This is a genomic window from Zymobacter sp. IVIA_12111.31 C1, from assembly GCF_047495495.1.
Classification (GTDB): domain Bacteria; phylum Pseudomonadota; class Gammaproteobacteria; order Pseudomonadales; family Halomonadaceae; genus Zymobacter.
Window position 1 is genome coordinate 814,594 of the sequence record NZ_CP179930.1, and the last position, 25,524, is coordinate 840,117.

Consider the following 25,524-nt stretch of genomic DNA (forward strand, 5'->3'; position numbering starts at 1 on the left):
GAAACAGTGCGCTTTGTGGCATTCAGCCGTTATGGTGGCTGTTCACGCTACGTGGCAAGCGCCACTGTTGATTTACAAGATCGAGCATCTCGTGACGACCCCCGCACTGCCGTACTGGCAGTTCTGCGACAAGGGCGATGCTCGCAAGGTCGGTGCCTGCCGTTTTTTGCGGTGTCATGAAGGCAGGTACCGTAGCCACTTTCAGAAGAGCCTTTTCACGCCTTATGAATCCCAACTATCTGGATTTCGAACAGCCGATCGCCGAGCTGCAGGCCAAGATCGAAGAGCTGCGCCTGGTCGGTAACGACAGCAAGATCAATATCAGCGAAGAAATCGCACGTCTGGAAGAGAAAAGTCTCAAACAGACCGAGCACATCTTCAGCGATCTGACGGCATGGCAGGTATGTCAGCTGTCCCGTCATCCGGATCGTCCCTATACGCTCGATTACATCGACGCCGTGTTCACCGAGTTTGATGAGCTTCACGGTGACCGTGCCTTTGCCGACGACGATGCGCTGGTCGGTGGGGTCGCTCGCTTCGAAGACCGTCCCGTCATGATCATCGGCCATCAGAAAGGCCGTACGGTGAAAGAGAAGGTACGTCGCAACTTTGGTATGCCGCGTCCTGAAGGCTATCGTAAGGCACTGCGCCTGATGGAAATGGCAGAACGCTTCCGCATGCCGATCTTCACCTTCATCGACACGCCAGGGGCGTATCCGGGTATCAATGCCGAAGAGCGTGGGCAGAGTGAAGCCATTGCGCGCAACCTGGCCGTCATGTCGCGCCTCAAAACGCCGATTATCTCCACCGTTATCGGTGAAGGTGGGTCCGGTGGTGCGCTGGCTATCGGTGTCTGTGACGAGCTGATGATGCTGGAATACTCCACGTATACCACCATCTCGCCGGAAGGCTGTGCTTCCATCCTGTGGAAGAGCGCCGAGAAAGCACCCGAAGCGGCCGAAGCCATGGGTGTGTACGCTCGCCAGCTCAAGGAGCGTGGTCTGGTCGATACCATTATCGACGAGCCACTGGGTGGCGCTCATCGCAACCCAACCGTCATGGCACAGAACCTGCGCAAAGCGCTTAACCAGTCGCTGTCTCACCTTGAGGGGCTGAGCACTGAAGCGCTGCTGGAACGTCGCTTCAAGCGTCTGATGAGCTATGGCGCCATGTCCTGATGTGCTTGCCGACCTTGACGGGTCGGCAGAGCCTCTTCTCGAGACGGTAGTCGAAGCCTTGGCTTCGCTGCCGTCTTGCTGTTCTCGGCTATGGGTCGCGCTGTCTGGCGGCTGCGATAGCATCACACTGCTTCATTGCACCGCGCGCGCGCTGCGCCTGAAGCCTTCTTGCTCGCTTGAACTTCATGCTCTGCATGTCAATCATCAGCTTCAGGATGCGGCGGCTGATTTCGAACGCTTGTGCCGTTCCACTTGCGCTGAATGGGGTATCACGCTGCACATTGAGCGCGTGACGATTGATATCGACGCGGACGGTGGGCCTGAAGCGCAGGCGCGCGATGCACGGTACGCTGCCTTTATGAAAGTGCTGCGCGAGGGTGATGTGCTGTGGATGGCGCACCATGCCGATGATCAGGCTGAAACCGTGCTGCAGCGGGCCATGCGAGGCAGTGGCATCGCAGGCATAGCCGGTATGCCTGCCCTGCGGCCATTGGGCAGGGCGCTGCTAATGCGACCGCTACTGGCGCATCGTCGTCGAGTGCTCGACGCATACGCGCACTGCTATGGCCTTCAGTGGTGTGATGATCCCTCCAATGCCTCGTCGCAGTACGATCGCAACTATCTGCGTCATCAGGTCATACCATGTCTGAGTGAACGCTGGCCGCAAGCGGTCGCTGCGCTGGGGCAGGTGGCTACGCATGCGCGTGAAGCGCACGAACTGCTGGAGATGATGGCTGATCGACAGCTGGCGCAGTGGCCTAAAGCCCCCCAGCAGCTGCCGATCGACGCCCTCTCTACAATGGACGATAGTGAGGCGCGCCTGATGATACGGCGTGCATTGGCACATCAGGGAATTCCGATGCCGCCACGCGCTCGGCTTGAGACGGTGCTGGCGCAGTTGAAGGTCGGCCATGGGCATGTCCACTGGCCCGGCGGTGAGGTGCGGTTGTGGCAAGGTACCTTATATCTTGCGGCCAACTCTGCCGATGATGCTGTTCTGTCGAGTGCGACAATCGACGCCTATGCTCAATGGCGGGTCGAACCGCTTGCCGGAGGTGTCTCGTGTGATGTGCGCTTTGTCGCGCGCGAGGGCGGCGAGCGCTTGAGGGTCAACGGTTGTCGTCGTTCGATTAAGGCCCTCTTTCAGGCCCGCGGTGTGCCGCCATGGCTGCGCGAACGTTTCTGGATCGCGTGGGCGGGTGAGACTCCCGTGGCACTGGTATCCGATACCGATGCTATCGTGGCGGATGGGTGGCATGCTTGGCGTGACGAAACCGTCTGCGGACGCGAATAAAAGGGGGATGATGGGTGTCGTCTGGCTGTCGACAATGTTCCGAAACAGAAAATTGCGTTCAGAACTTGCACTTCCAAGATTCCTTGAATAACATCAGAGCATCCATCTGTTTAAAAACATCTTCAACGCTTCGGCGCGCATTTAAGTCACCGATATCCATTGGTACTGCCGAGCCACTCTCGTTTCCCTTTGCCACTCTCCCTCTGAGCTTACGTCTGTTTTCAGGCGTCAGGCGAGGCTATATGAAACCGAGGCGGTTTACTCGCTCGTCGCAAGCATGTCACGTCCGCTCGAGACCTGTCCGGCATGATGAGGTCACCACTGTTGATGGCATTCGCTCCGTCTGGCGTCATCGCCACGATAACGGCATTTACATGGCGTTTGTTCGCCGTGTGCCCGCGGTTGCTCTCGTTGACCGGCTCGCTGTCCAGACAGCCAATGCCGTGGTATCGACCACAGCAGGTTCAAGAGGATTACCTCGGGAATCACATGACGCTCCTGTTGAGTGTGTGTGGCTTCCCGCTCGCACGCTTCATGAGTCGTGTGCTTTCTAGGCCCACCGTCTCGTTTTCTTTCATGCTCATGCTGAAGCTTTCAGCTCTTTCCTATAGACGCCAATGAACCTTACCGAACTCAAGCAAAAAGCCGTTACTGAGCTACTCGACATCGCTCAGGATATGGGTATCGACAACGTTGCCCGTACGCGCAAGCAAGACATCATCTTTGCCATCCTCAAGAAGCACGCTAAAAGCGGTGAAGACATCTATGGCGATGGTGTGCTGGAAATTCTGCAGGACGGCTTCGGCTTCCTGCGCAGCGCCGATAGTTCCTATATGGCTGGCCCGGACGATATCTACGTCTCGCCGTCGCAGATCCGCCGCTTTAACCTGCGCAAGGGTGACAGCATCTCCGGCAAGATTCGTCCGCCGAAGGAAGGCGAACGCTACTTCGCCCTGCTGAAAGTCAACCAGATCAACTTTGATCGCCCCGAAAACGCCCGCCACAAAATCCTCTTCGAAAACCTGACGCCGCTGTTCCCTGATGAACGTCTGGTCATGGAAATTGGTAACGGTTCCACCGAAGACATCACTTCTCGTATCCTCGACCTGACCGCTCCGATCGGTAAGGGACAGCGTGGTCTGATCGTGTCGCCGCCGAAAGCCGGTAAAACGATGATGATGCAGAACATCGCCAATGCGATCGTGCGCAACAATCCTGAGTGCTACCTGATCGTGCTGCTGATCGACGAGCGTCCCGAAGAGGTGACCGAGATGTCACGTACGGTACGTGGTGAAGTGGTCGCGTCCACCTTTGATGAGCCGCCGGCACGCCATGTCCAGGTTGCCGAGATGGTCATCGAAAAGGCCAAGCGCTTGGTCGAACATAAGAAAGATGTCGTGATCATGCTCGACTCCATCACGCGTCTGGCCCGTGCTTACAACACCGTCGTGCCGTCCTCCGGTAAGGTGCTGACCGGTGGTGTCGATGCTCACGCGCTCGAAAAACCGAAACGCTTCTTTGGTGCGGCACGTAACATCGAAGAGGGCGGCAGCCTGACTATCCTCGCGACCGCACTGGTCGATACTGGCTCCAAGATGGACGAAGTTATTTTCGAGGAGTTCAAAGGGACCGGTAACATGGAAGCGCACCTCGACCGCAAGCTGGCCGAAAAACGCGTATTCCCGGCCATCAACATTCGCCGTTCCGGTACGCGTCGTGAAGATCTGCTGTGCAGCGAAGATGAAATGCAACGCATGTGGATTCTGCGCAAGCTGCTCAACCCGATGGAAGACGTGGCGGCTACGGAATTCCTTATTGATCGCTTGAAAGATACCAAGACCAATATCGAGTTCTTCGAGGCCATGAAGCGCCGCTAGAACAGAGTGCACGGATGATGCTGGCCTGTCAGGAGGACGCCGCATGAAGTATCGGGATCTGCGTGATTTCATCGCCCATCTTGAGCGGGAAGGGGAGCTGAAGCGGGTGACCGCCGAAGTTGATCCCTATCTCGAAATCACGGAAATCTGTGATCGCGTGCTGCGTGCTGGCGGCCCTGCGTTGCTGTTTGAAAACGTCAAGGGCAGCGATATGCCCGTGCTGGCGAACCTGTTCGGCACCCCGCGTCGAGTGGCAATGGGCATGGGGCAGAACGACGTTTCCGCACTGTGCGAGATCGGTGAGCTGCTGGCGTGGCTGCGCTCACCTGAGCCGCCGACGGGCATCAAGGACGCATGGTCGAAGCTGCCGCTGCTCAAGAAGGTCATGAGCATGGGGCCGAAGAAGGTTCGCCGTGCAGCGTGTCAGGAAGTGGTGCTGGAAGGCGATGACGTCGATCTCGATCGTCTGCCCATCCAGCACTGCTGGCCGGAAGATGCTGCGCCGCTCGTGACGTGGCCGCTGGTCATCACCAAAGGTCCTCATCGCAAACGTCAAAATCTTGGCATCTACCGTCAGCAGAAGCTTGGCAAGAACAAGCTCATCATGCGCTGGTTGTCGCATCGCGGCGGCGCCATCGACTTTCAGGAATGGCAGAAAGCTCACCCGGGCGAGCCGTTCCCGGTCGCTGTAGCGCTGGGGGCCGACCCCGCGACCATTCTGGGCGCCGTCACGCCCGTTCCTGACAGTCTGTCTGAATATGCCTTTGCTGGACTGCTGCGCGATGCGCGTACCGAGCTGGCCAGTTGTGGGCATGCTGACTTGCAGGTGCCGGCATCGGCGGAAATCGTGTTGGAAGGGTTCATCTATCCCGATGAACTGGCGGAGGAAGGGCCGTTCGGTGATCATACGGGCTACTACAATGAAGTGGACCGTTTTCCCGTCTTTACGATCACGCGCATCACCCACCGTCGCGATCCGATCTATCATTCCACCTATACGGGACGTCCACCGGACGAGCCTGCTGTGCTGGGCGTTGCACTCAACGAAGTGTTTGTGCCAATCCTGCAGCAGCAGTTTCCCGAGATCGTCGATTTCTATCTGCCGCCGGAAGGTTGTTCTTATCGGATGGCCATTGTCTCAATCCGCAAGCGCTATCCGGGACATGCCAAGCGCGTCATGATGGGCGTATGGAGCTTCTTGCGCCAGTTCATGTACACCAAGTTCATCATCATCGTGGATGAAGACATCAATACGCGCAGCTGGCAGGACGTAGTGTGGGCAATCACGACGCGGATGGACCCCGTCCGCGATACCGTGATGGTCGAGAATACCCCGATCGACTATCTAGATTTCGCTTCCCCCGTCAGTGGCTTGGGGTCAAAGATGGGGTTGGATGCCACAGATAAGTGGCCGGGTGAAACTGACCGCGAATGGGGAAGACCGATCACGCGCAATGACGATATCGTCAAGCGGGTCGATGAGCGTTGGGCAGAATACGGCATTTTGCCTGACTGAGCGTGCGCGCTTCTGTATAGGGGACACCGTGACTGCCAGCTATTGCTGGCAGTTGTTGTATTCATCGGCAGTCCATCTGCTGTGCCATTCATGACAGGATGTTATCCATGACACATGCCACTGTGACACCTCGTACCGTACGCTGCCGTGTGGTCGAACGTCAGCCATTGAGCCAAGAGGTCACACGGATCTGGCTGCAAGGGCCTGAATCACTTCGCTACCAGCCCGGGCAGTATCTGGAAATCCAGGCGAGCGTGGAGGGGGAGACGCGTTGGCTGCCCTTCTCGATCGCCAACGCGTGTACGCATGATGGGCGTTTGGAATTGCACGTCCAGTTCCAGTCAGTAAGCGCAGCGCTGGCCGCACTGGCACACCAGCTTGATGCGGAGTCGCCTCTGGCTGTGCGCTTGCCCAAGGGCGAGTGCGTACTGCAGGAAGATGATGACCGTCCCTTGCTGTTAGTGGCCGCCGCGACCGGTATGGCGCAGATGAAGGCCATAGCAGAGGCGGCCTTACAGCGCTATCCGCAGCGCCAGGTCGATCTGTGGTGGGGCGCGCGCGGTGCTGATGACCTGTACTTGCATACTCACCTGCGGCAGTGGGCCGCGGAAACGCCAGCACTTTCCTACTTCCCCGTTGTCGAGCAGGCGGGAGAACACGATATAGGTGGCGTCGTGGCACGCATCGATGATGCCTTGATCCAGCATGTTCAGACGCATCGTCACTACAGCATTTTTCTGTCGGGGTCACCGGGCATGGTATACGGCGTCGTGGATTCTCTGGCGTCTATTGAACCGATGACCGAGCAGGTGTTCTCGGATGTCTTCAGCTATGCACCGCGCTGATGCTTTTCGGATATGCCCAATAGGTTGAGTTCCAATACGAAACGATGGCGTGGTAAGGTAAATCATGTCCGATAGGTAAGGCATGAACGAGCAAGCGGGACGCTAGTAGCACTTGAGATGAAAGTAGTGTGCATTGAGCATGTTTTAATATGAGAAACATACTGTAATACATTGATATATTAATGCTTTATGCATTAACACTGCGTCTCTTGGCTCTGAAAAGAGGATACTGTAACCGTGCGCTTGATTAGGGGACGGGTATGTGGATACTAGCGTTACACAGCAGTAGGGAGCATGATCAGGCAAGTTGAGGTAAACTTCTCTGCACCTATGCAGTGCCAAGGGGTGTCGGGCACGGCCGCTGGATATGACAACGGGCAGTGGTTTCCCACTGCCCGTTAACGTCACGGCGACGCGATTTTCGATCTGTCGATGCTTATCAGGCTTGCAGATGCGCTTCGATGAACCACAGGTTGCTGTCCAGCGTACGAGATACGCCTGTCAGCAGGTCAGCCGTGTCGGCATCGCCCAGTTCATCGGTTTCGTCGATGCTTTTGCGGACTTTTGCAGCAACTCCTGCATAGTGATCGGCCAGCGCTTTCAGGTGGTCTTCCACTTTGTGGATGGTTGCCGGATAGGCTGCCAGAGACGTGTTTTCAGCGACGTTCTGGACCGTACCGAAGGCAGTGCCGCCCAGCTGTACCAGACGCTCTGCGGTTTCATCTACGTGAGCATCAATGCCGCTGCGGAAGCCGTCGAGCATTTCGTGAACGCCGATGAAGTTTTTGCCTTTGAGGTTCCAGTGCGCTTGCTTGATGACCAGAGACAGGTCGATCAGCTCGGCCAGACGGGCATTCATGATGGCAACGATCTGGCTACGCTGCTTTTCAGGGATGTCATTGCGGGTCGGGAACAGACGGGTCGCCGTTGCTTTGGCGTCTTTGAGATGGCTGGTTTTTGCACTGCTCATGGGAATGTTCCTTTTCAAAAGTGTGTCCTGAATAGGCGATGCTGTCGATAACCCAAGCATCCTGCCTTGCTTAGAAAGATGGCGCTGAATAGGGGAAACATCAACCCCTACAAAAACGGAAAATAGTGCAGAACACGCTGCATTTCCTAAGAAGCCTACTGCAATGAGCCGGTTAAGGGTTATGTAATCTGTCAATGGTGGCAATAGTCTGCGGTGAACGCTTCTCTGGGGCCGCTTTCCGCAGACCGGCATCAAGTCCTGCAATCGACGGTGCGCCTAGTGTCTGGCGAGGGTATGCACTGACGGTACGCGGGGGAGGGAATTGTAACTTTTCTGTAATAACTGTGGTGGGCCTCATGGGCAGGTATTAAAGTACCCAAGGCCCTGTACGTATTTTCCCCGCTTCTTCAATTGGATCTGAGTAAGGGGAAAGGTGTCACCATGCCGCGTACAGCTTTTTTCCTAATGAATCATGCAATGATATGAGCCAGGCACAGGACGTTGCCGGAACGCTGACTTTCAGGAAGGGGGGTCAATCGACCATCCGGCGACGATGTCCTGGCGATGATGACAGGCCTATGACAGCAGAATGTGTCGGTAGCGCCTCAAAATGACGACAGGGCGAGCGATGGAGTGTGCTTTGGAAAACGATCATATCCTGATCATCGAAGATGATGAGCGGTTGGCCGCTCTGACCAAGGAATATTTGGAAGGGAGCGGTTTCAAGGTCAGCGTTGAACATGATGGCAGTCGTGGCGTGAAGACCATCCTGTCACTGCGGCCGGATCTTGTCATTCTCGATCTTATGTTGCCGGGGGAAGATGGCTTGTCTATCTGCCGCCGCGTACGCCCCCAGTATGCCGGTCCGATCCTGATGCTGACTGCCCGCACGGATGACATGGATCAGGTGCTGGGATTGGAAATGGGCGCAGATGACTACGTCCCGAAACCTGTACCTCCCCGTGTTCTGCTTGCACGCATGCGCGCGCTTCTGCGCCGTTCGGAAACCGTGGAAACGGCACCTTCCGATGCCCGCCTAGAGTTCAAGGATCTGGTAGTGGATGCGGGAACGCGCGAAGCCTGGCTGAACGCCGAACGTATCGATCTGACCAGTGCCGAGTTCGATCTGCTATGGTTGCTTGCATCCAACGCGGGGCGAGTACTCACTCGAGAAGAGATATTCTCGGCGCTGCGTGGCATCAAGTATGACGGACAGGATCGTTCGATCGACGTCCGAGTGTCACGTATTCGTCCCAAGATCGGCGACGACCCGCATCATCCGCAGCGTATCAAGACGGTACGCAGCAAGGGCTACCTGTTTGTCAGAGATGCTTGATGTCTTATCTGAAACGCCCAGTGCTTGCTGGTTATCGACGCTTCATCCTGTTGGTTGTCTTGATTCTGACCCTGGCAGCCTCGGCCTTCTGGTACTGGGAGTCCTGGAGGGCCCAGCACTACCGTGAGCAGACGGCCAGCATGCCCATGGCGCTCCTGTCGTATATGCTGGAAGGCAAGCAGCCTTCCGAGCAGGCGCACTGGGTGGCGGTGTGGGGCCAACGGTTGGGTGTCGATCTGTCGCTTATTGACGAAGCCACGCTGCACTTCAACTATTTCCAGCAACGGCGGCTAGACAGTCTACAGACCGTTGTGGAAGCCAGCGATAACGGCTGGCGTCTCTTTCACCTGTTGCCCGATGGGCGTCAGGTGCTTGTGCTGGACACCATTTCCTTCACGGAACGTCAGCCCATCATTCTCATGCAACTGCTGCGTGAGTGGATTGAGCAGCAACCGCCCAAGGCGCGCGATGCGCGTTTCGATCGACTACGTCTGACCAGTGACTGGCCGATGCAGATGGGAAGCGAGTCGCTTTCCACCATGACGCCCGAGCAGCGTGAGCAGCTTAGCGCGCATCAGATCGTGACCTCGATCTCCGCTAAGGGACCGTCGCTGTCGATGTATGCGTTGCTCAACGATGGCCATTGGATTGCGGCAGGACCGATCACGTTCTACACCGCGACGCCGATCATGCCTGTGGTGATGCTACTGATAGCTTTGGGTGTCTTGCTGGTGGCGATGGGGTGCTGGCTTATTTCTATCCGGCAGCGACGCTTCGCGCGTCTGCAGCGGGCGGCCGAGCGCATTGCGCGGGGTGATTTCACCTATCGTGTGCCTGTCGACTTCCATGATCCGTTTCACCCGTTAAGCCATGCTATCAATGCCATGGCGGAGCAGGTGCAGGCGTCGCTCAGTGCGCAGCAGGATCTGATTCAGGCGGTATCACACGAGTTCCGTACGCCGGTGGCGCGTATTCGCTTCGCGTTGCAGATGGTGGCGGATATCAGTGAGTCCGAGGCCATCCAGCGCCAGCTCAGCGACATCGACAATGATATCGAAGCCATTGACCACCTGATGGACGAGATCCTGACCTATTCGCGCCTGGAAAGCTCGGCAGGGCAGCTGCCGCTGGCCAAGGAGTGGATCGAAGCACATGAGCTGATCAGTGATCTGATTGAGCAGCTGGCGGTACGCTATCCGCATATCGAGGTGCGCATGAAAGGGCGGGCCGTACTGTGGGTGCTGGCCGATCGGCGCTATCTGAAACGTGCACTGCTCAACGTGCTGTGCAATGCATGCCAGTATGCTGAGGAGCAGGTTGAGGTTCGTCTGGCCTATATCCGCAGCGTGGCGTGCATCCAGATCGACGATGATGGGCCAGGGATTCCTGCCAGTAGCCGTAACAAGGTATTCAAACCGTTCGTGCGTCTGGACGGTAGCCGCACGCGCTCGTCGGCCCCTAATCCGTTCTCAAGCGGGCATGGGCTCGGGTTGGCCATCGTCTCCAAGATCGTGGCTTGGCACGCCGGTCGGCTAATTATCTCTTCTGCGCCCAGTCTGAACGGCGCACGCTTCTCCATGCTAATCCCTACGCCCCCTCAGGATGCCAAGGGGCAGGAACAGCAGGCGCTGTTGCCGCGCGTCAGCCGCTGATCGTGGTTGGCGTGCGGGCAACACTCTCGCCTGCGTGATCTCCCTCTCTTCTGTTCCTACCTTCCTCTCTTAGTGCCAGTAGGCATGTTCTTATAGCGATGTGCCGTATACCGTGCGCCTCTGCATTGGCGCTACACTAATTCTGATTCATGCGCAGACGTTGCGCCGTCCCTCATGGCAGCTGAATACCGTCTAGCTCTTCGGAGGAGGTTTTGCGAGCGATCTGCAGGAACGCCTTCATCCAAGGCTGTTCGCGCTGTTCCTGACGAATAGCGGCGTACAGCGTGCTCCAGATGCCTTGTTCGCCCAGCTTCAGTGCCTTGACGTACTGGCGGTTGAGGTATTCGGTGAGGGCCCAGTTCGGTAGCGCGCAGACGCCACGGCCGCTGGCTACCAACTGCACCATCATCATGGTGAGTTCGGCGGTGCGTACTTCGTCCGGGTAGACGCCTGCGGGCGTCATGAACTTGCTGAAGACATCCAATCGTGAATGTTCGACGGGGTAGGTGATGAGTACCTGCTCGCGAAGATCTTCCGGTGCCACCCATGCGCGTTTTGCCAGAGGATGGTCTTGGGCGACGGCCAGCAGGCTCTCGTAGCGGAACAGCGGGATGTATTCAATGCCGTCCAGTGGCTGCGGGTCAGAGGTGATGACCAGATCGAGCTGTTCACGCAGGAGTGACGTGAGGGGTTCGAAGACATTGCTACCCATCAGGTCGACTTCGACATCGGGCCATTGCTGGCGATAGTGATCCAGTGTCGGCATCAGCCACTGGTAACAGCTGTGGCACTCGATCGCCATGTGAAGACGTGCTTCATGGCGTCGCATCAGACGGTCGATGTCGCGTTCGGCGAGGCGGATCTGCGGCAGTACCTGATCGGCCAGTACGAGTAAGCGCTGGCCAACGGGACTGAATTGGATGGGACGCGTCTTGCGTTTGAACAGCGTACCGACACGCCCCTCCAGCTCCTTGAGCTGGTGGGAGAGGGCCGACTGGGTCAGATGCACCCGTTCGGCGGCCTCTACCAGTGATCCGCTGTCACGCAGGGCGACCAGAGTGCGCAAATGTCTGATTTCGAGGCGTGGCATGAATTATATTCACTCAAATGATGAAATTTATGAGTTTGATTCAATCTCGAATGCAAAGGAGACTGAATCCATAAGCAGAGGCCGACACACAGAGCTGTTTACGGCTCTCGACCATCCATCGCTTTCCCTTTTCTCTACACACAGGATACAGGTACATGACCGTTACGGCACATACTCTTGGTTATCCGCGCATTGGGGCACAGCGCGAACTGAAAAAAGCTCAGGAAGGTTACTGGCAGGGTGATGTTTCCGCTGATGCACTGGAAGCCACCGCACGTGAACTGCGTGCTCGCCACTGGAACGACCAGAAACAGGCCGGTCTTGAGTTTGTCACTGTCGGCGACTTCGCCTTCTACGATCACGTTCTCAATATCACTGCGCTGATTGGTGCCGTTCCTGCGCGTTTCGAGCACAAAGCCGGAACAGCAGTCGACCTCGACACCTATTTCCGCATGGCTCGTGGCCGTGCGCCGAGCGGCAAGCCGGCCGCCGCTTGCGGGATGACCAAATTCTTCGGTACCAACTACCACTACATGGTGCCGGAACTGGAAGACGGTCAGACCTTCAGCCTCAGCAGTACTCGCCTGTTTGATGAAGTGCAGGAAGCGCTGGACCTGGGCCACAACGTCAAGGTCAGCTTGATCGGTCCGGTCACTTATCTGTGGCTGGCACGTGCTACCGGTAAAGCTTCCCGTCTTGACTACCTCGACCAGCTGGTGGCGCTGTACGGTGAAGTACTGGCGAAACTGAAAGCGCAGGGCGTTGAATGGGTTCAGCTCGACGAACCGCTGCTGGTTCAGGAAATTCCGGCTGAATGGGCGCAGGCCGTACAGAAAGCCTACACCGCGCTGAAAGGCAAGGGCCCGCGCATTCTGCTGGCGACCTACTTCGGTGCCGTACAGCAGCTGGCGAAATGGGTAGCTGAACTGCCGGTTGACGGTGTTCACCTTGACCTCGTATTTGGTAAAGGCCAAGACGCTGATTACCTGAACGCATGGCCGCAGGACAAAGTGCTGTCTCTGGGTGTCATCGACGGCCGTAACATCTGGCGCAAAGATACCAAGGCGGCAGCTGCCGCGCTGGAAAAAGCGCACACCGCACTGGGCGATCGTCTGTGGGTTGCAGGTAGCAGCTCTCTGCTGCACACGCCGGTCGATCTGTCCTTTGAAACCGACCTGCCGGACTATCTGGCACCGTGGCTGGCCTTTGCACGCCAGAAGCTGGATGAAATCGCACTGGTTTCCCGTCTGGTCGATGGCAGTGCCAGCGATGCTGACAAAGCCGCCGCTGAAGATGCAGCCAAGGCCGTTGCCGATCGCGCTGCCTCCACGATCGTTCACCGCACACACGTGGCCGACCGTCTGAAAGCTGTCAAAGACAGCGATTACGACCGTCAGCACCCGTATGCGGAACGTGCTAAAGCACAGCGTGCACGCTTCAACCTGCCGCTGCTGCCGACGACCACTATCGGTTCCTTCCCGCAGACGCAGGAAATCCGTGCCGCACGTCGTCAGTTCAAACGTGGCGAGCTGGATCAGGCGGGCTACGAAGAGCAGATGAAGGCTCAGATCGCCGATGCGGTTAAACGCCAAGAAGAATACGGCATCGACGTACTGGTGCACGGTGAAGCCGAACGTAACGACATGGTCGAGTACTTCGGTGAGCAGCTCGACGGTTTCGCCTTCACGCGCAACGGTTGGGTTCAGAGCTACGGTTCTCGCTGCGTTAAGCCGCCGATCATCTTTGGTGACGTCGAACGCCCGCAGCCGATGACGGTACGCTGGAGCCAGTACGCTCAGTCGCTGACCGACAAACCGATGAAAGGCATGCTGACCGGTCCTGTTACGGTTCTGCAGTGGTCCTTCGTCCGTGACGACCAGCCGCGCGAAGTCACTTGCCGCCAGATCGCTCTGGCCCTGCGTGACGAAGTGGTCGACCTTGAGAAAGCCGGTATCGGCATCATCCAGATCGATGAACCTGCCGTTCGCGAAGGTTTGCCGCTGCAGCGCAGTGCATGGGACGCGTACCTGAAATGGGCCGTAGGCTGCTTCCGTCTGTCCGCTGCTGGCGTACAGGACGAAACGCAGATCCACACCCACATGTGCTACTCCGAGTTCAATGACATCATTGAATCCATCGCTGCACTGGATGCCGACGTCATCACCATCGAGACTTCTCGTTCGCACATGGTGCTGCTGGAAGCGTTCCGTAGCTTCGAATACCCGAACGAAATCGGCCCGGGCGTCTACGACATCCACTCGCCGAACATCCCGAGTGTCGAAGCGATCGTTGATCTGCTCGACAAAGCAGCGCAGTACATTCCGGTCGAACGTCTGTGGGTCAACCCAGACTGCGGTCTGAAAACGCGTCGCTGGGAAGAAGTTGATCCGGCACTGCACAACATGGTGGCTGCTGCTCGCCAGCTGCGCGCTCGCTACCAGAAGTAAGCTGTATCAGGCCCTTGCCTTTCCGGTGAAGGCCTGCGATCCGCAGCACTGCGGATCCCCGAACAATCGATAATCCGTTAACGCATGAACGGCGCTTGATAAGCAGGCAAACGATAGGCAAAGTGATCCACACGTCACTACAGTGGATATCAAGGCCACGATCGTTGCCCGCAACAACAAGGAGTGCTGTTCATGCGTTATCTACATACGATGGTCCGTATCCAGGATGTCGATGCCTCCCTCCATTTCTATTGCGACCTGCTGGGTCTGCGCGAAATGCGCCGCGTCGATAACGACAAAGGACGCTTCACGCTGATCTTTCTGGCCGCTCCACACGATGAAGTCCGCTCGTCTTCCGAGCGCGCTCCCGAACTCGAACTGACCTGGAACTGGGACCCCGAAACCTACAGCGGTGGTCGCAACTTTGGTCATCTGGCTTACGAAACCGATGATATCTATACCCTCTGTCAGCGTCTAATGGACGATGGTGTTGTGATCAATCGGCCGCCCCGTGATGGGCATATGGCCTTCGTCAAATCTCCAGATGGCATCTCCATCGAACTGCTGCAGAAAGGCGAAGCGCTCGCGCCTGCTGAACCGTGGAGCAGCATGGAAAATCAGGGCAGCTGGTAAGTTGCCCCGCGTGTTGCCCACGCCGCTATACATCCTTCATGCACTGATGTCCACATCGATGTGAAGGGTGTTTTCCTCCGCGTGAACATTCCTCATTCAGCGGTGTTTGCGCTCCGATGCCGTTGCCGATGCTGCTAGACTGGGGGACACCTTGCCGCAGACCTGCATGGGCGCAATGGAAAGGGAACTCTTCCGCAGGAACACCACAAGGGACATTTGATGCATCAAGAACGCGATACCGTTGACGTTGCAGTGATCGGGGCGGGAACGGTAGGGCTCAGCGCTGCGCTGGCGCTGCTGGTTCAGGGGTTGTCCGTTGCCGTCATTGATCCACGGCCTGCTGCCTCGCTGCAAGATTCCGAATACGACGGGCGCGATGTGGCCTTATCTAACGGTATTCTGGACTGGCTTGATACATTGGGAGCGTTGGATGGACTCGCTGACGGTGAGCGTTCTCCTATCCGCGGCGCGCGCGTTAGTGATCTAGAAGTGTCTCGCTCGCTGTCGTTTGGACCGGTACCGGGGGCGGACCGAGTGGGGGAGTTCATCCCTGAACATCGTCTGCGTGATGAGCTGTTCACCTTGGTGACTCGGCAGGCCGGTTTTCAGCCGTTACTGGAGCGTCGCTTGAGCGGTGTCCGCATGCTGTCCGATCGCGTTCAGCTGACGCTTGATGATGGACGTTCGCTGGATGCCCGCTTGCTGGTGGCCGCTGATGGTCGCGGTTCCAAAACGCGTTCGCTCGTCAATATCAGCCACCGTACAGATGACCAAGGGTTCGACATGCTGTGCTGTCGAGTGAAGCACTCTGAGCCCCACGATGGTTGGACGCTACAGCAGTTCGATAATGGCGGTAGCATTGCTACGCTGCCGTTGCAGGGGCAGCAGACATCGCTGGCCTTGATGCTGAAACCTGTCGATGCCGATCGCGTGATGATGATGGATGAAGGGACTCTGCGCGCCTATCTGGATACACGCCTGCAAGGGCGACTGGGGGATATCGCACTGACGTCGTCGCGCTACCGCGTGCCGCTCAGCGGTAGCTATGCTGATCGCTTTCACGCTGAACGTACCATTCTGCTGGGGGATGCCGCCGTCGGCATGCTGCCGATCACGGCGCATGGACTGAACCTAGGGCTGATGGGGGCGCGTTCGCTGGCGGCCGAGGTCGCTGTGGCCTGCCAGAACGGTGATGATATCGGAGGCGATAGTGTGGTGGCGACCGTAGCACGTCGCGCTCAGCTGACCGCCCGCCCGCTGTATCTGGCGACGCAGGAGATCGCTCGACTGTTCACTCAGCGCGATGCGATATCGCGCAAGTTGCGCTATCTGGCGATGACGGTCAGCCATCCCTTCCAGCATTTTGTGGGGCTGAACTGTGAGCAGCGCGACGCGCGCTCCGTGCCCTGGATCGGTGCCTTAAAGGAAGCGCTGCCGCTCTGGAAGCGCTCACGTCCGGCCTAGTGCCCAGTATCGCGTTGTGTTACCCCGGCCATTGCGAATAGTGCTCTAGGCCATATCATTGCTGATCGTTATTATCGACGTTAATGGCCGCTCGCCATACAGAAAGCCCTTTCTTATTCGCCGTAAGAGGGGGCTTTTCGTAGGAGCCAGATGCGATGGTTCATGGCCTCAGCGGATGCCGCGACGGAATCATGGTGCGCAGCAGGTACGCAGTGTCATATGAAGAGTAGGGCCACGATATGAGAGAAGATATGGACAAGGGCTACACCGTACAGCGTCGATCGCAGCGAAATACCGCTCATTCTTAGCAGGGTAGCAAACAGTACATTGATGGCTGTAAAGGCTGCATGGGTAAGCACCATGTAGGCCAGATACTTATTAAATGCTAGCAGGGAGTAGACCCTGATGGCAGGTAAGGCAAAGACAATGAACAGAAAGGCCCCTGACGCGGCCATCATCGAACGCTTCCCCCCTTGTTGGGCGATCGATAGGCAGGGACCGCACAGTGCTGCCACCATTGGCAGCTGTAGAAGCGCTATCAGAATAATATGGCTGCAGGGCTCATGACCGTAGTGATTGGGGGTCAGCAGGGTCAGTGTAGCTATCGCCGCAAAAAAGGCCGCCAGCAAGGCGAAGATAAGCGTGATGCTGCCTCTAAACAGCATCAGATCTTTCTCATTTAGCGGAAGTTTCATGATGATGATCTGATGGAAATAGTACAGCCCTAGCAATTGCATCAGCGGTGCAACGATTATGATGCCGTTGGAAAATGCCATCAGCCATGCAAATAGCGGATAGAATATCGGCGTGTGGTTGACCAGAATGTCATAGATATCTCTGCTCAGCAGCATACTGTGCCAGGGCAGCAGGTAGTACATCGCACCACCGAGCACGATGCTGATCAGTGCCCACTTGAATGAGTGACGGGATGCAGTGTTCGACGTCATTTATTTTCCCCTCTTTTGATTCAAAATAATCCCTATGTTACGGGCGCCGTATAGGCCTCCGTACTGTTGTCGTGTGCGAATAGTGCCAGATAATGGTGTTCTTCGGCGAGCAATGGACTGATTTTGCTGGAGATGAAAGGGGGGCGTGCGTAAGCCATGATGCAGGATGTCGTGCGTGATGAACGGTGTTAAGCATTGGCGTTGCGTTCAAGACGGCTCACGCGGGAAGACGGGGTGGGGCAAGATTAGGTGGGCGAGTGAGGATAACGTGGGAAGATGGGCAGCGGGGCGGAGATATCAGCTCCCGCTACCGTATGGCATGGGCGATGCGCTAGTCGTCTGCCTGTGCATCCTCTTCATCATCGGGTGATGACTGACGCCGACTGACCAAGCGGCCAAACAGCAGGCCGGCTTCGAACAGTACCCACATGGGAACAGCCAGCATGCACTGTGAGAGCACATCGGGGGGCGTAAACAGCATGCCGATCACAAAGCAGCCGATGACCACGTAGCCACGTTTCTTACTCAGGGTGTCGACGCTCACGATGCCGGTCATCACCAGCAGAACCGTGGCGACAGGCACTTCGAACGCAACGCCGAACGCGATGAACAGCTTCACGACGAAAGAGAGATAGGCGTCAATGTCCGTCATCATTTCAACGTGTGCGGGCACGGTGCCCGTGAAGAAATGGAACAGCACGGGGAAGACGACGTAATAGGCAAAGGCCATGCCTAGATAGAACAGCAGTACGCTGGAGACCAGCAGCGGCAGCGCCAGCCGTTTTTCCTTGCGGTACAGGCCGGGCGCGACGAAGCCCCAGATTTGATAGAGCAGGAAAGGCACCGTGATTACGATGGCCGTCAGTACGGTCAGGCGAAACGGGGCAAGAAACGGTGATGCCACTTCCGTGGCGATCATGCGTGTGCCCTGCGGCATCATGCGGATAAGCGGCTCGGATACGAACTCGTAAAGTCGGTTGGAGAACGGGTAGAGCGCGAGGAAAACGACTACGATCGACAGTGCGCAGCGAATCAGTCGTTTGCGCAGTTCAATCAGGTGTTCGATTAGCGGGGCGCGCAGGCCACCGTTTTCATCGTCGGGCGCAGAGGAAGGCGCTTCATGAGTCATCGGCATTCCTTGTCGTGGTAGCGGCGTTGCTGTCTGAAGATGGCGTGGGGCGTAGGGCACTCGCCGCAATGCGCGGGCGCGGTGCATCCTGCACGGGTAGGGATGGTGCTGGCGTGGAGGCGGCGGGCCGCCAAGGTGCCACCTCGTCTTGCTGCGCGTAGTGATCGCGAGGCGGTGCCATCGCGGTTGATACGGGCTTCGTCGGATCAACCGTGGCATCCGTTAGGGCGTGCTGGGTGTCGCGCTGCACCTGAGCGAGGGCCTGTCGCGTCTCCTGCATCTGTTCATCCAGCAGGCGCTGATGCTCGCTCATTTCCTTGCGCAGTTCTTCTGCGTCCAGCTGTGAGGTCAGTTCCTGCTGCATCTGGGTCGCAAAGCGGCGTGCCTTGCCGATCCAGCGTCCGGCCGTTCGCGCGGCACTGGGCAGCCGCTCAGGGCCCAGTACGACCAGCGCTATCGTGCCGACGACCGCCAGTTCTGACAGGCTGAAATCCAGCATGATTATTCACCTCGTTCACTATCCGATGAGCCGATGGCCGGTTCCTGCCGTGTCGTTTCGGCGGAGGCCGCTGCCTTGCGATGGCGGTTCGCTGGACGGAAGACGCGCAGCAGTCGCCACAGGGCCAGTACGATCAGCAGGACACCTATGACCATCATGACGGAAGAAAGGGATACGCCGTTCAGCATTGGGATTCTCGCAGGGACATCAAGGTGACTCGATAAAGCCTGTTCGGTCCACGGGCGCGTTCGGCGATCGGTATCGCATCATTCTGTGTGCAAGGAATGCGCCAGTGGCGGCCATCAGGAGCGGGTGCGTGATGCTTTCTCTTCCAGTCCTGAGGTACCGAAACGGCGTGCCAGTTCGGCCTCGACGTCTTCAAGCCCCAGTCCGAGGTGTGAAAGCGCTACCAGAGAGTGGAACCAGACGTCGGCCGTTTCTTTGACGGCTTCAAGGCGAAGTCGTTCACGATCGGCGTCGGCCGGATGTTCGGCATCCTTGGCGGCAATGATCATCTCGGTGGCTTCTTCGCCTACTTTTTCGAGGATCTTGTTCAACCCTTTATGGTGCAGCTGCGCCACATAAGAAGAGTCGGGGGACGCGTTGCGGCGCTCTGCCAGTACCTGGCTCAGACGATCGAAAACATCACTCATCGGTAGACCTTGTCGTTATCGTGGCATAGGCCTCGGATGTGCCCGAGGCCTTTCTATCATACTGCGGATGGGAATGACGCTACAGCAGTAACAGCAGTAGACCCACCGCGCCGGCCGTCAGAGTGCTCCAGTGCTGCTCGGCCACCCAGTCGCTCAAGAAGGGCTGCCACGCCAGTGCCGTGGCCAACAGCAGTAGCCCGATGCGCAGGCGGCGGTAGCGGCGCGGCTGATGGCGTGACTGACGCAGCTGCTGTGACTGTGCCACTGCCAGTTGCTGGCGGTGGCGCTGCCCGTGTGCGTAGGTACGCAAGGCCTGGTGTGCCAGCAGCGGCAGCTCGGGCAGTCGATCGGTCAGTTCGGGCGCATGGCGCTTGAGCGATTTCCACAGCCCGCGTGGCCCTGAGCGCTCGCGCATCCAGTTTTCGAGATAGGGCTTGGCGGTGTGCCACAGATCTAGCTCGGGGTAGAGCGTACGGCCTAACCCTTCGATGTTGATTAGCGTCTTCTGCAGCAGGATGAGCTGCGGTTGCACTTCCATATTGAAACGCTGTGCGGTCTGGAACAGCCCCATCAGCGCTTGCCCAAAAGAAATATCCTTCAGCGGTTTCTCGAAGATCGGCTCGCATACGGCGCGGATGGCCGATGCAAATTCGTTGGCACGAGTGCCTTCACCCACCCAGCCCGATTCGATGTGCAGGGCCGCGACTTCGTAATAGTCCTGGTGGAAGAACGCTAGAATATTGCGAGCCAGATAGTCCTGATCTTCACGCGTCAGGCTGCCGACGATGCCGCAGTCGATAGCAATATAGCGAGGGTCGGCCGGATCGCGCGCATCCACGAAGATATTGCCGGGATGCATGTCGGCGTGGAAGAAGTTATCGCGGAAGACCTGGGTGAAGAAGATCTCGACGCCACGTTCGGCCAGCAGCCGCAGGTCGACGCCCTTGGCGCGCAGGGTCTCAATATCCGCCACCGGAATGCCGTAGATGCGCTCCTGTACCATGACATTGCGACGCGTGAGCGGCCAGTAGAGCGTCGGAACGTACAGCAGGTGCGACTGGCTGAAGTTGCGGCGCAGCTGCGAGGTATTGGCCGCTTCCTTATGCAGATCCAGTTCGTCGAACAGCGACAGGCGGTAGTCTTCGACCACCTCGACCGGGCGCAGGCGTCGGAACTCGGGCACGCAGCGCAGCAGGCGTGCCACACGGGTCAGCAGCAGCATGTCACTGCGTAGCACCTTGTCGATGCCGGGGCGGATGATTTTGACCACGACATCATCACCCTCAGGCAGTCGTGCCGCATGCACCTGAGCGATGGAAGCCGACGCCAGTGGTGACGCTTCAAAGTGCGAGAACAGACGGTCGATAGGGGCACCAAGGCTTTCTTCAACCACGCGACGCGCGACGTCGTTGGGAAACGGGGGAACCTGATCCTGTAGCTTCTTCAGTTCGGTCGCAAAATCGCTGGGCAGTAGGTCGCGGCGTGTCGACAGCATCTGACCGAACTTGACGTAGATTGGCCCGAGCGTTTCCAGCGCCACGCGCAGCCGTACGGCGCGGGGAAGATCGCGCTTCGGAAACAGCCAGAACGGCAGCACCAGCAGAAGCAGACGCATCCGTGTGGGCAGGCGGTGGCGGGGTAGTAGCAGGTCAAGGCGGTAGCGAGCAATGACCCAGAAAATCCGCAGCAGGCGCGTTAGCATCACGCGGGTGGCTCCTTGTTGTCGTCGAGGGAAGTGCAGCGGTGTTCGATATGGGCCAAGCGCCGTTCGTTGCGTTCCAACTGGCGCACAAGTTCATCCAACTGGTCACGGATGACGTGAAGCTGACGCTGGCCTACCACTACTCGCGCTTCTTCGGTCGCGTAATCGGCACTGTCGTTGCGCAGTTGTGTCCAAGTACTGCGATACAGCGCATGCTGGCGGCGCAGCTGACTCATCAGCGCGTGGGCGGGCAGTGTACCGATCAGTTGGGCCAGTGCGCCTTCCAGATCCGGGTTCAGACGGCGTAGCAGGGTGCCGAAGTGGCTCAGCCGTGCCGTATCGCCTTCCGCCCGTACGCTGCCTTGCAGAATGACGGTTTCGATATCGGCTCCGCCCAGCAGCGCACCGAGGGCCGCCGGTGTCAGCGTAAGGCGAACATCCGGTGAGGAGGCCGATGAGTCATCGGCAATACGCAGCCCGGTGTCAGTCGCCACCAGTACGATCTGGGTCGCTGGTGCGGTCAGCACGAGGCCCAGCGAACGTCCGGCCAGTGGAGCCAGACGCTGGGGCGTGGCTGGATCGCGCTGCAGCAGGGCGTTGAGCGCTCGCTCGGCACGCCTGAGCATAAAACGGGGTAGAAACATCATGAGCCAGCTGTGCCTCGGCCGTTCAGAACTTGATGCCTGTGTGCAGGGCGACGATACCGTTGGTCATGTTGGTGTACTCGACGCGGTCCAGTCCGGCCTGTTCCATCATGCCCTTGAGCGTTTCCTGATCAGGGTGCATGCGGATCGACTCGGCCAGATAGCGGTAGGAATCGGCGTCCTGCGTGATTAGACGGCCGATACGCGGCAGGATCTGGAACGAGTACTGGTCGTAGATTTTCTCAAACAGAGGATTGGTCGGTTTTGAGAACTCCAGCACCAGCAGACGGCCACCCGGCTTGAGTACGCGTGCCATTGAGCGCAGGGCCTTGTCCTTGTCCGTGACGTTACGCAGGCCAAAGGCGATCGTGATGCGATCGAAGGTATTGTCGGGAAACGGCAGGCTTTCTGCGTTGGCCTGAACGTATTCCACTTCATGACCGATGCCCATGTTCATCAGCTTGTCGCGTCCGACGTTCAGCATCGAAGCGTTGATATCAGCCAGCACCACGCGGCCGGTCGGGCCAACCTTTTTGGCGAACTTGGCAGTCAGGTCGCCCGTGCCGCCTGCAATGTCGAGGATCGTCTGACCGGGGCGAACCGCCGCTTTTTCGATGGTCAGCTTCTTCCAGATGCGGTGGATGCCCATCGACATCAGATCGTTCATCAGGTCATAGCGCTGTGCCACGGAGTGAAATACGTTGGCAACGCGGCTGGCCTTTTCCTCGACGGGTACGTTCTGAAATCCGAAGTGGGTCGTGCGCTTGTCGTCCATGATGTGTCCCTTGAGGCGTCTTATCGTGGCCTGCGTAATCCCAAAAGGGCAGGCCAGCCGGATGAATGTCGAATAAAGCGATGGATAGTTAGAGTTTAGCGTTGCAGGGCCGCAATGTCTGCCGACATGGCCTCTGATTATGATGAAGGCCTCGCGATGGATGTCGCTCAGAGTGACGCTAGCCGCTGGCGAGCGGCCAAGATGCCTGAATGTGTCCGCTTATGGCAGCGCTAACTAGGGGAATATTGTTCGTTCGACCGCCCCCGGTTAGAGGGCTTTGAAGGTAATGGCCGTTGGTTCGCGCGATGCACCGGCGGTTTCCAGCTGTGCCAGATAGCGGTTCCACCATGCGTCCTGTTCGCGTGCCATGCGATACAGGTATTCCCAAGTGAACAAGCCGCTGTCGTGGCCATCGTCGAAGTGCAGTTTGAGGCTGTAGCGTCCGACGGGGGTGATGTCGTTGAGGCCGACCGTGCGTTTGCCCGTTTGCAGTATGGCCTGCTCGGGAGAGTGGCCCTGTACTTCGGCCGACGGCGAGTAGACCCGCAGCAGTTCGGCAGGCAGCCAATAATGGTCGCGCCCTTCGTCATCGATCTGTGCGGGGGGCGTGCCTTGGCTGTCCGCTGCTGCGTAGATCAGTTCAAGCATGCGTTGATCGCGGTGATAGTGAACGTGGCAGGGAAGTGGCGTATCCGTCATGGGAGCGTACCTCGTGACTGCGGGGGCATTGGGTGATGCTGATGATATTGTCGGGATTGTGAAAGTATGTCATGCAGATACGGCAACGGGCACCCGAAGGTGCCCGTGGAAGACCGGCTGGCGTAGTAGGATCATCACGGTGGTAAGTGACAGCCGTTTGTGCCAGCGGCCTGGAGGACGTGCGCTTGTTTACAGGATGTAGCGCGACAGATCCTCGTCGCGGGCCAGATCGCCCAGACGTTCATCGACGTATGCACGGTCGATGACCTGCTTTTCAAGCTCGCCACCGGCGAACAGGGGTTCTTCCAGCAACCGTTCCATGACGGTGTGCAAACGACGTGCCCCGATGTTTTCGGTGCCTTCGTTGACCTGATACGCGATTTCGGCGATGCGTTTGATACCGTCGGCGGTGTACTCAATGTCGAGGCCGTCGGTTTTCAGCAGCGCCTGATACTGGCGCGTCAGAGCGGCAGATGGCTCGGTCAGGATGCGTTCGAAATCATCCGGTGTCAGCGCGCTCAGCTCGACGCGGATCGGCAGACGTCCCTGCAATTCCGGAATCAGGTCGGACGGCTTGGCCAAATGGAACGCACCAGAGGCGATGAAGAGGATGTGGTCCGTTTTCACCATGCCGTACTTGGTCGAGACCGTGCAGCCTTCGATCAGTGGCAGCAGGTCGCGTTGGACGCCTTCGCGGGAGACATCGCCACCGCCGGTGTTCTCGCCACGCTTGGTGACTTTGTCGATTTCGTCGATGAAGACGATACCGTTCTGTTCGACGGCCTCAATGGCGCGCTGCTTGATGTCGTCATCGCCGACCATGCGCTGCGCTTCTTCTTCGATCAGCAGTTTGCGTGCTTCGGCCACGGTCATGCGGCGCGATTCGCGTTTCTGCTTGCCAAGATTAGAGAACATGTTCTGCAGCTGGCTGGCCATTTCTTCCATGCCCGGCGGTGTCATGATCTCCATCGTGCCATTGACGTTCGGCGCGACGTCAATGTCGATTTCCTTGTCTTCCAGCTCGCCTTCACGCAGCTTCTTACGGAAGACCTGACGTGTAGAGCTGTCTTTACGGGCGGCGCTGTCGTATTCACCGCCGCGTGCCGGTGGCAGCAGGGCGTCAAGCAGGCGCTCTTCTGCTGCGTCTTCTGCCTTATTGCGCACTTCCTGCTGGGCCTGTTCGCGCACCAGCTTCATCGACATCTCGACTAGATCGCGGATGATAGATTCCACATCGCGACCAACATAGCCCACTTCGGTGAACTTGGTGGCTTCGATCTTAAGGAACGGGGCGTTGGCGAGCTTGGCCAGACGACGTGCAATTTCGGTCTTGCCGACACCGGTTGGCCCGATCATCAGGATGTTTTTCGGCGTCACTTCGGCGCGGAAGCTGTCGTCCAGTTGCATGCGGCGCCAGCGGTTGCGCAGCGCAATGGCTACAGCACGCTTGGCTTCCTTCTGACCGACGATGTGCTGGTCAAGAGCATGAACGATCTCGCGCGGCGTCATCTGTGCTTTGACATTCATCAGTCCAACACCTCGAGCTTGATGTTGTGGTTGGTATACACGCAGATATCTGCCGCGATATTCAGGCTTTTCTCGGTAATTTCCCGCGCGGTCAGTTCAGTGTTTTCGAGCATGGCGCGAGCCGCCGCATAGGCGTACATACCGCCGGAGCCGATGGTGGCGATGCCGTGCTCGGGGTCCATGACGTCACCCGTACCGGTCACAATCAATGAGGCCGTATGGTCGGCCACGACCAGCATCGCTTCCAGCTTGCGCAGGGCGCGGTCGCTGCGCCATTCCTTCGCCATTTCAACGGCGGCGCGGGTCAGGTGACCCTGTGTCTTCTCAAGCTGGGCTTCGAAGCGCTCGAACAGCGTAAAGGCATCGGCGGTACCGCCCGCAAAGCCTGCCAGTACCTGACCGCGGTAGAGGCGACGGATCTTGCAGACGTTGCCTTTCATTACGGTGTTGCCCATGGTGGCCTGGCCGTCGCCGGCGATGGCAACCTGATTTCCCCGACGCACGGATACAATCGTGGTCATTGTGTTCTCTCGCTACTAGTGAGTGGTGGCCTGGTGTGTCGGATGAACTCGATAAATCACCAGCACATGACGTTGTAGGTGCGGGCTGCTCGCATGCAAATCAAGGGGGATTTTTTCTAATCCCCG

24 protein-coding genes are annotated in these 25,524 nt (G+C 58.0%); 10 read left to right on the plus strand and 14 right to left on the minus strand.

The features are described 5' to 3' along the window. Window positions 1–22: 22 nt before the first annotated feature. Window positions 23–178, minus strand: a complete 156-nt coding sequence (locus ACMHYW_RS03645; protein ID WP_414500934.1) for a hypothetical protein — start codon at window positions 176–178, stop codon at window positions 23–25. A gap of 46 nt (window positions 179–224) precedes the next feature. Here ACMHYW_RS03645 and accA point away from each other — a divergent pair, with 46 nt between their 5' ends. The 5 genes from accA (at window position 225) to ACMHYW_RS03670 (ending at window position 6,710) form a co-directional block, all read left to right on the plus strand. Further along, entirely contained in the window at window positions 225–1,178 is a 954-nt protein-coding gene (accA, locus tag ACMHYW_RS03650; RefSeq protein WP_414500935.1) for an acetyl-CoA carboxylase carboxyl transferase subunit alpha, read from the plus strand. Next, a complete protein-coding gene (gene tilS / locus ACMHYW_RS03655; RefSeq protein ID WP_414500936.1) occupies window positions 1,162–2,472 on the plus strand; it encodes a tRNA lysidine(34) synthetase TilS in 1,311 nt (436 codons plus the stop codon). The genes accA and tilS overlap by 17 nt, the downstream gene beginning before the upstream one ends. A 617-nt stretch (window positions 2,473–3,089) precedes the next feature. After that, on the plus strand, window positions 3,090–4,349 hold the full coding sequence (rho, locus tag ACMHYW_RS03660; protein WP_027705266.1) for a transcription termination factor Rho: 1,260 nt from the start codon (window positions 3,090–3,092) through the stop codon (window positions 4,347–4,349). A 43-nt stretch (window positions 4,350–4,392) separates the two neighbouring features. Further along, the gene (ubiD, locus tag ACMHYW_RS03665; protein WP_414500937.1) at window positions 4,393–5,865 is read left to right on the plus strand and encodes a 4-hydroxy-3-polyprenylbenzoate decarboxylase; all 1,473 of its coding nucleotides are present in this window, start codon (window positions 4,393–4,395) and stop codon (window positions 5,863–5,865) included. Window positions 5,866–5,972: 107 nt separating this feature from the next. Then, on the plus strand, window positions 5,973–6,710 hold the full coding sequence (locus ACMHYW_RS03670; RefSeq protein ID WP_414500938.1) for an FAD-binding oxidoreductase: 738 nt from the start codon (window positions 5,973–5,975) through the stop codon (window positions 6,708–6,710). Between the two features lie 439 nt (window positions 6,711–7,149). On the opposite strand, the gene dps is transcribed toward ACMHYW_RS03670, so the two are convergent. Further along, complete coding sequence (dps, locus tag ACMHYW_RS03675) at window positions 7,150–7,680, minus strand: DNA starvation/stationary phase protection protein Dps (protein WP_084261810.1); 531 nt, start codon at window positions 7,678–7,680, stop codon at window positions 7,150–7,152. 610 nt (window positions 7,681–8,290) lie between these two features. On the opposite strand from dps, the gene ACMHYW_RS03680 reads away from it, so the two are divergent. Together ACMHYW_RS03680 and ACMHYW_RS03685 are read left to right on the plus strand one after the other, a co-directional pair. Further along, on the plus strand, window positions 8,291–9,016 hold the full coding sequence (locus ACMHYW_RS03680; protein WP_051523837.1) for a winged helix-turn-helix domain-containing protein: 726 nt from the start codon (window positions 8,291–8,293) through the stop codon (window positions 9,014–9,016). Continuing rightward, complete coding sequence (locus ACMHYW_RS03685; RefSeq protein WP_414500939.1) at window positions 9,016–10,668, plus strand: ATP-binding protein; 1,653 nt, start codon at window positions 9,016–9,018, stop codon at window positions 10,666–10,668. The genes ACMHYW_RS03680 and ACMHYW_RS03685 overlap by 1 nt, the downstream gene beginning before the upstream one ends. Window positions 10,669–10,840: 172 nt before the next feature. Here the strand turns inward: ACMHYW_RS03685 and ACMHYW_RS03690 are convergent, their stop codons facing one another. Continuing rightward, on the minus strand, window positions 10,841–11,758 hold the full coding sequence (locus ACMHYW_RS03690; protein WP_414500940.1) for a LysR family transcriptional regulator: 918 nt from the start codon (window positions 11,756–11,758) through the stop codon (window positions 10,841–10,843). Window positions 11,759–11,913: 155 nt separating this feature from the next. Here ACMHYW_RS03690 and metE point away from each other — a divergent pair, with 155 nt between their 5' ends. From metE to ACMHYW_RS03705, 3 genes are all read left to right on the plus strand, one after another. Further along, window positions 11,914–14,205 (plus strand): 5-methyltetrahydropteroyltriglutamate--homocysteine S-methyltransferase, encoded by a 2,292-nt coding sequence (gene metE / locus ACMHYW_RS03695; RefSeq protein WP_414500941.1) that lies wholly within the window; start codon window positions 11,914–11,916, stop codon window positions 14,203–14,205. 192 nt (window positions 14,206–14,397) lie between these two features. After that, a complete protein-coding gene (locus ACMHYW_RS03700) occupies window positions 14,398–14,838 on the plus strand; it encodes a VOC family protein (RefSeq protein WP_414500942.1) in 441 nt (146 codons plus the stop codon). Window positions 14,839–15,057: 219 nt separating this feature from the next. After that, window positions 15,058–16,302 (plus strand): FAD-dependent oxidoreductase, encoded by a 1,245-nt coding sequence (locus tag ACMHYW_RS03705; RefSeq protein ID WP_414500943.1) that lies wholly within the window; start codon window positions 15,058–15,060, stop codon window positions 16,300–16,302. 215 nt (window positions 16,303–16,517) lie between these two features. On the opposite strand, the gene ACMHYW_RS03710 is transcribed toward ACMHYW_RS03705, so the two are convergent. From ACMHYW_RS03710 to hslV, 11 genes are all read right to left on the minus strand, one after another. After that, complete coding sequence (locus ACMHYW_RS03710; protein WP_414500944.1) at window positions 16,518–17,249, minus strand: hypothetical protein; 732 nt, start codon at window positions 17,247–17,249, stop codon at window positions 16,518–16,520. Window positions 17,250–17,580: 331 nt separating this feature from the next. Next, window positions 17,581–18,378: a twin-arginine translocase subunit TatC gene (tatC, locus tag ACMHYW_RS03715; protein WP_414500945.1), complete on the minus strand. Its 798-nt coding sequence runs from the start codon at window positions 18,376–18,378 to the stop codon at window positions 17,581–17,583. Then, window positions 18,368–18,877 carry a Sec-independent protein translocase protein TatB gene (tatB, locus tag ACMHYW_RS03720; RefSeq protein ID WP_414500946.1) on the minus strand — a complete coding sequence of 170 codons (510 nt, stop codon included), beginning with the start codon at window positions 18,875–18,877 and terminating at the stop codon, window positions 18,368–18,370. Before tatB ends, tatC begins: the two co-directional genes overlap by 11 nt. Before the next feature lie 2 nt (window positions 18,878–18,879). Next, entirely contained in the window at window positions 18,880–19,065 is a 186-nt protein-coding gene (locus ACMHYW_RS03725; protein WP_414500947.1) for a hypothetical protein, read from the minus strand. A 114-nt stretch (window positions 19,066–19,179) separates the two neighbouring features. Further along, window positions 19,180–19,530 carry a phosphoribosyl-ATP diphosphatase gene (locus tag ACMHYW_RS03730; protein ID WP_414500948.1) on the minus strand — a complete coding sequence of 117 codons (351 nt, stop codon included), beginning with the start codon at window positions 19,528–19,530 and terminating at the stop codon, window positions 19,180–19,182. Window positions 19,531–19,609: 79 nt separating this feature from the next. Continuing rightward, window positions 19,610–21,232, minus strand: a complete 1,623-nt coding sequence (gene ubiB / locus ACMHYW_RS03735; protein ID WP_414501464.1) for a ubiquinone biosynthesis regulatory protein kinase UbiB — start codon at window positions 21,230–21,232, stop codon at window positions 19,610–19,612. Further along, window positions 21,232–21,879, minus strand: coding sequence for an SCP2 domain-containing protein (locus ACMHYW_RS03740; protein ID WP_414500949.1), 648 nt, complete (start codon window positions 21,877–21,879; stop codon window positions 21,232–21,234). Before ACMHYW_RS03740 ends, ubiB begins: the two co-directional genes overlap by 1 nt. A gap of 22 nt (window positions 21,880–21,901) precedes the next feature. Next, the gene (gene ubiE / locus ACMHYW_RS03745) at window positions 21,902–22,651 is read right to left on the minus strand and encodes a bifunctional demethylmenaquinone methyltransferase/2-methoxy-6-polyprenyl-1,4-benzoquinol methylase UbiE (RefSeq protein WP_414500950.1); all 750 of its coding nucleotides are present in this window, start codon (window positions 22,649–22,651) and stop codon (window positions 21,902–21,904) included. Window positions 22,652–22,918: 267 nt separating this feature from the next. Further along, window positions 22,919–23,350: a gamma-butyrobetaine hydroxylase-like domain-containing protein gene (locus tag ACMHYW_RS03750; protein ID WP_414500951.1), complete on the minus strand. Its 432-nt coding sequence runs from the start codon at window positions 23,348–23,350 to the stop codon at window positions 22,919–22,921. 189 nt (window positions 23,351–23,539) lie between these two features. Beyond that, window positions 23,540–24,877, minus strand: coding sequence for an ATP-dependent protease ATPase subunit HslU (gene hslU, locus ACMHYW_RS03755; protein ID WP_414500952.1), 1,338 nt, complete (start codon window positions 24,875–24,877; stop codon window positions 23,540–23,542). Then, window positions 24,877–25,398 carry an ATP-dependent protease subunit HslV gene (hslV, locus tag ACMHYW_RS03760; RefSeq protein ID WP_414500953.1) on the minus strand — a complete coding sequence of 174 codons (522 nt, stop codon included), beginning with the start codon at window positions 25,396–25,398 and terminating at the stop codon, window positions 24,877–24,879. Before hslV ends, hslU begins: the two co-directional genes overlap by 1 nt. Between the last annotated feature and the right edge of the window lie 126 nt (window positions 25,399–25,524).

What these genes read in the sequence shown, in the direction of transcription:
- ACMHYW_RS03700 (WP_414500942.1), top strand. Translation starts at nt 14,398, where the DNA reads ATGCGTTATCTACATACGATGGTCCGTATCCAGGATGTCGATGCCTCC.
- tilS (WP_414500936.1), top strand. Translation starts at nt 1,162, where the DNA reads ATGGCGCCATGTCCTGATGTGCTTGCCGACCTTGACGGGTCGGCAGAG.
- metE (WP_414500941.1), top strand. Translation starts at nt 11,914, where the DNA reads ATGACCGTTACGGCACATACTCTTGGTTATCCGCGCATTGGGGCACAG.
- ACMHYW_RS03725 (WP_414500947.1), bottom strand. Translation starts at nt 19,065, where the DNA reads ATGCTGAACGGCGTATCCCTTTCTTCCGTCATGATGGTCATAGGTGTC.
- ACMHYW_RS03690 (WP_414500940.1), bottom strand. Translation starts at nt 11,758, where the DNA reads ATGCCACGCCTCGAAATCAGACATTTGCGCACTCTGGTCGCCCTGCGT.
- ACMHYW_RS03680 (WP_051523837.1), top strand. Translation starts at nt 8,291, where the DNA reads ATGACGACAGGGCGAGCGATGGAGTGTGCTTTGGAAAACGATCATATC.
- ACMHYW_RS03710 (WP_414500944.1), bottom strand. Translation starts at nt 17,249, where the DNA reads ATGACGTCGAACACTGCATCCCGTCACTCATTCAAGTGGGCACTGATC.
- ubiE (WP_414500950.1), bottom strand. Translation starts at nt 22,651, where the DNA reads ATGGACGACAAGCGCACGACCCACTTCGGATTTCAGAACGTACCCGTC.
- ACMHYW_RS03685 (WP_414500939.1), top strand. Translation starts at nt 9,016, where the DNA reads ATGTCTTATCTGAAACGCCCAGTGCTTGCTGGTTATCGACGCTTCATC.
- ubiB (WP_414501464.1), bottom strand. Translation starts at nt 21,232, where the DNA reads ATGCTAACGCGCCTGCTGCGGATTTTCTGGGTCATTGCTCGCTACCGC.
- hslV (WP_414500953.1), bottom strand. Translation starts at nt 25,398, where the DNA reads ATGACCACGATTGTATCCGTGCGTCGGGGAAATCAGGTTGCCATCGCC.
- ACMHYW_RS03730 (WP_414500948.1), bottom strand. Translation starts at nt 19,530, where the DNA reads ATGAGTGATGTTTTCGATCGTCTGAGCCAGGTACTGGCAGAGCGCCGC.
- accA (WP_414500935.1), top strand. Translation starts at nt 225, where the DNA reads ATGAATCCCAACTATCTGGATTTCGAACAGCCGATCGCCGAGCTGCAG.
- ACMHYW_RS03740 (WP_414500949.1), bottom strand. Translation starts at nt 21,879, where the DNA reads ATGATGTTTCTACCCCGTTTTATGCTCAGGCGTGCCGAGCGAGCGCTC.
- ACMHYW_RS03645 (WP_414500934.1), bottom strand. Translation starts at nt 178, where the DNA reads ATGACACCGCAAAAAACGGCAGGCACCGACCTTGCGAGCATCGCCCTT.
- ubiD (WP_414500937.1), top strand. Translation starts at nt 4,393, where the DNA reads ATGAAGTATCGGGATCTGCGTGATTTCATCGCCCATCTTGAGCGGGAA.
- tatC (WP_414500945.1), bottom strand. Translation starts at nt 18,378, where the DNA reads ATGACTCATGAAGCGCCTTCCTCTGCGCCCGACGATGAAAACGGTGGC.
- rho (WP_027705266.1), top strand. Translation starts at nt 3,090, where the DNA reads ATGAACCTTACCGAACTCAAGCAAAAAGCCGTTACTGAGCTACTCGAC.
- ACMHYW_RS03670 (WP_414500938.1), top strand. Translation starts at nt 5,973, where the DNA reads ATGACACATGCCACTGTGACACCTCGTACCGTACGCTGCCGTGTGGTC.
- hslU (WP_414500952.1), bottom strand. Translation starts at nt 24,877, where the DNA reads ATGAATGTCAAAGCACAGATGACGCCGCGCGAGATCGTTCATGCTCTT.
- tatB (WP_414500946.1), bottom strand. Translation starts at nt 18,877, where the DNA reads ATGCTGGATTTCAGCCTGTCAGAACTGGCGGTCGTCGGCACGATAGCG.
- dps (WP_084261810.1), bottom strand. Translation starts at nt 7,680, where the DNA reads ATGAGCAGTGCAAAAACCAGCCATCTCAAAGACGCCAAAGCAACGGCG.
- ACMHYW_RS03750 (WP_414500951.1), bottom strand. Translation starts at nt 23,350, where the DNA reads ATGACGGATACGCCACTTCCCTGCCACGTTCACTATCACCGCGATCAA.
- ACMHYW_RS03705 (WP_414500943.1), top strand. Translation starts at nt 15,058, where the DNA reads ATGCATCAAGAACGCGATACCGTTGACGTTGCAGTGATCGGGGCGGGA.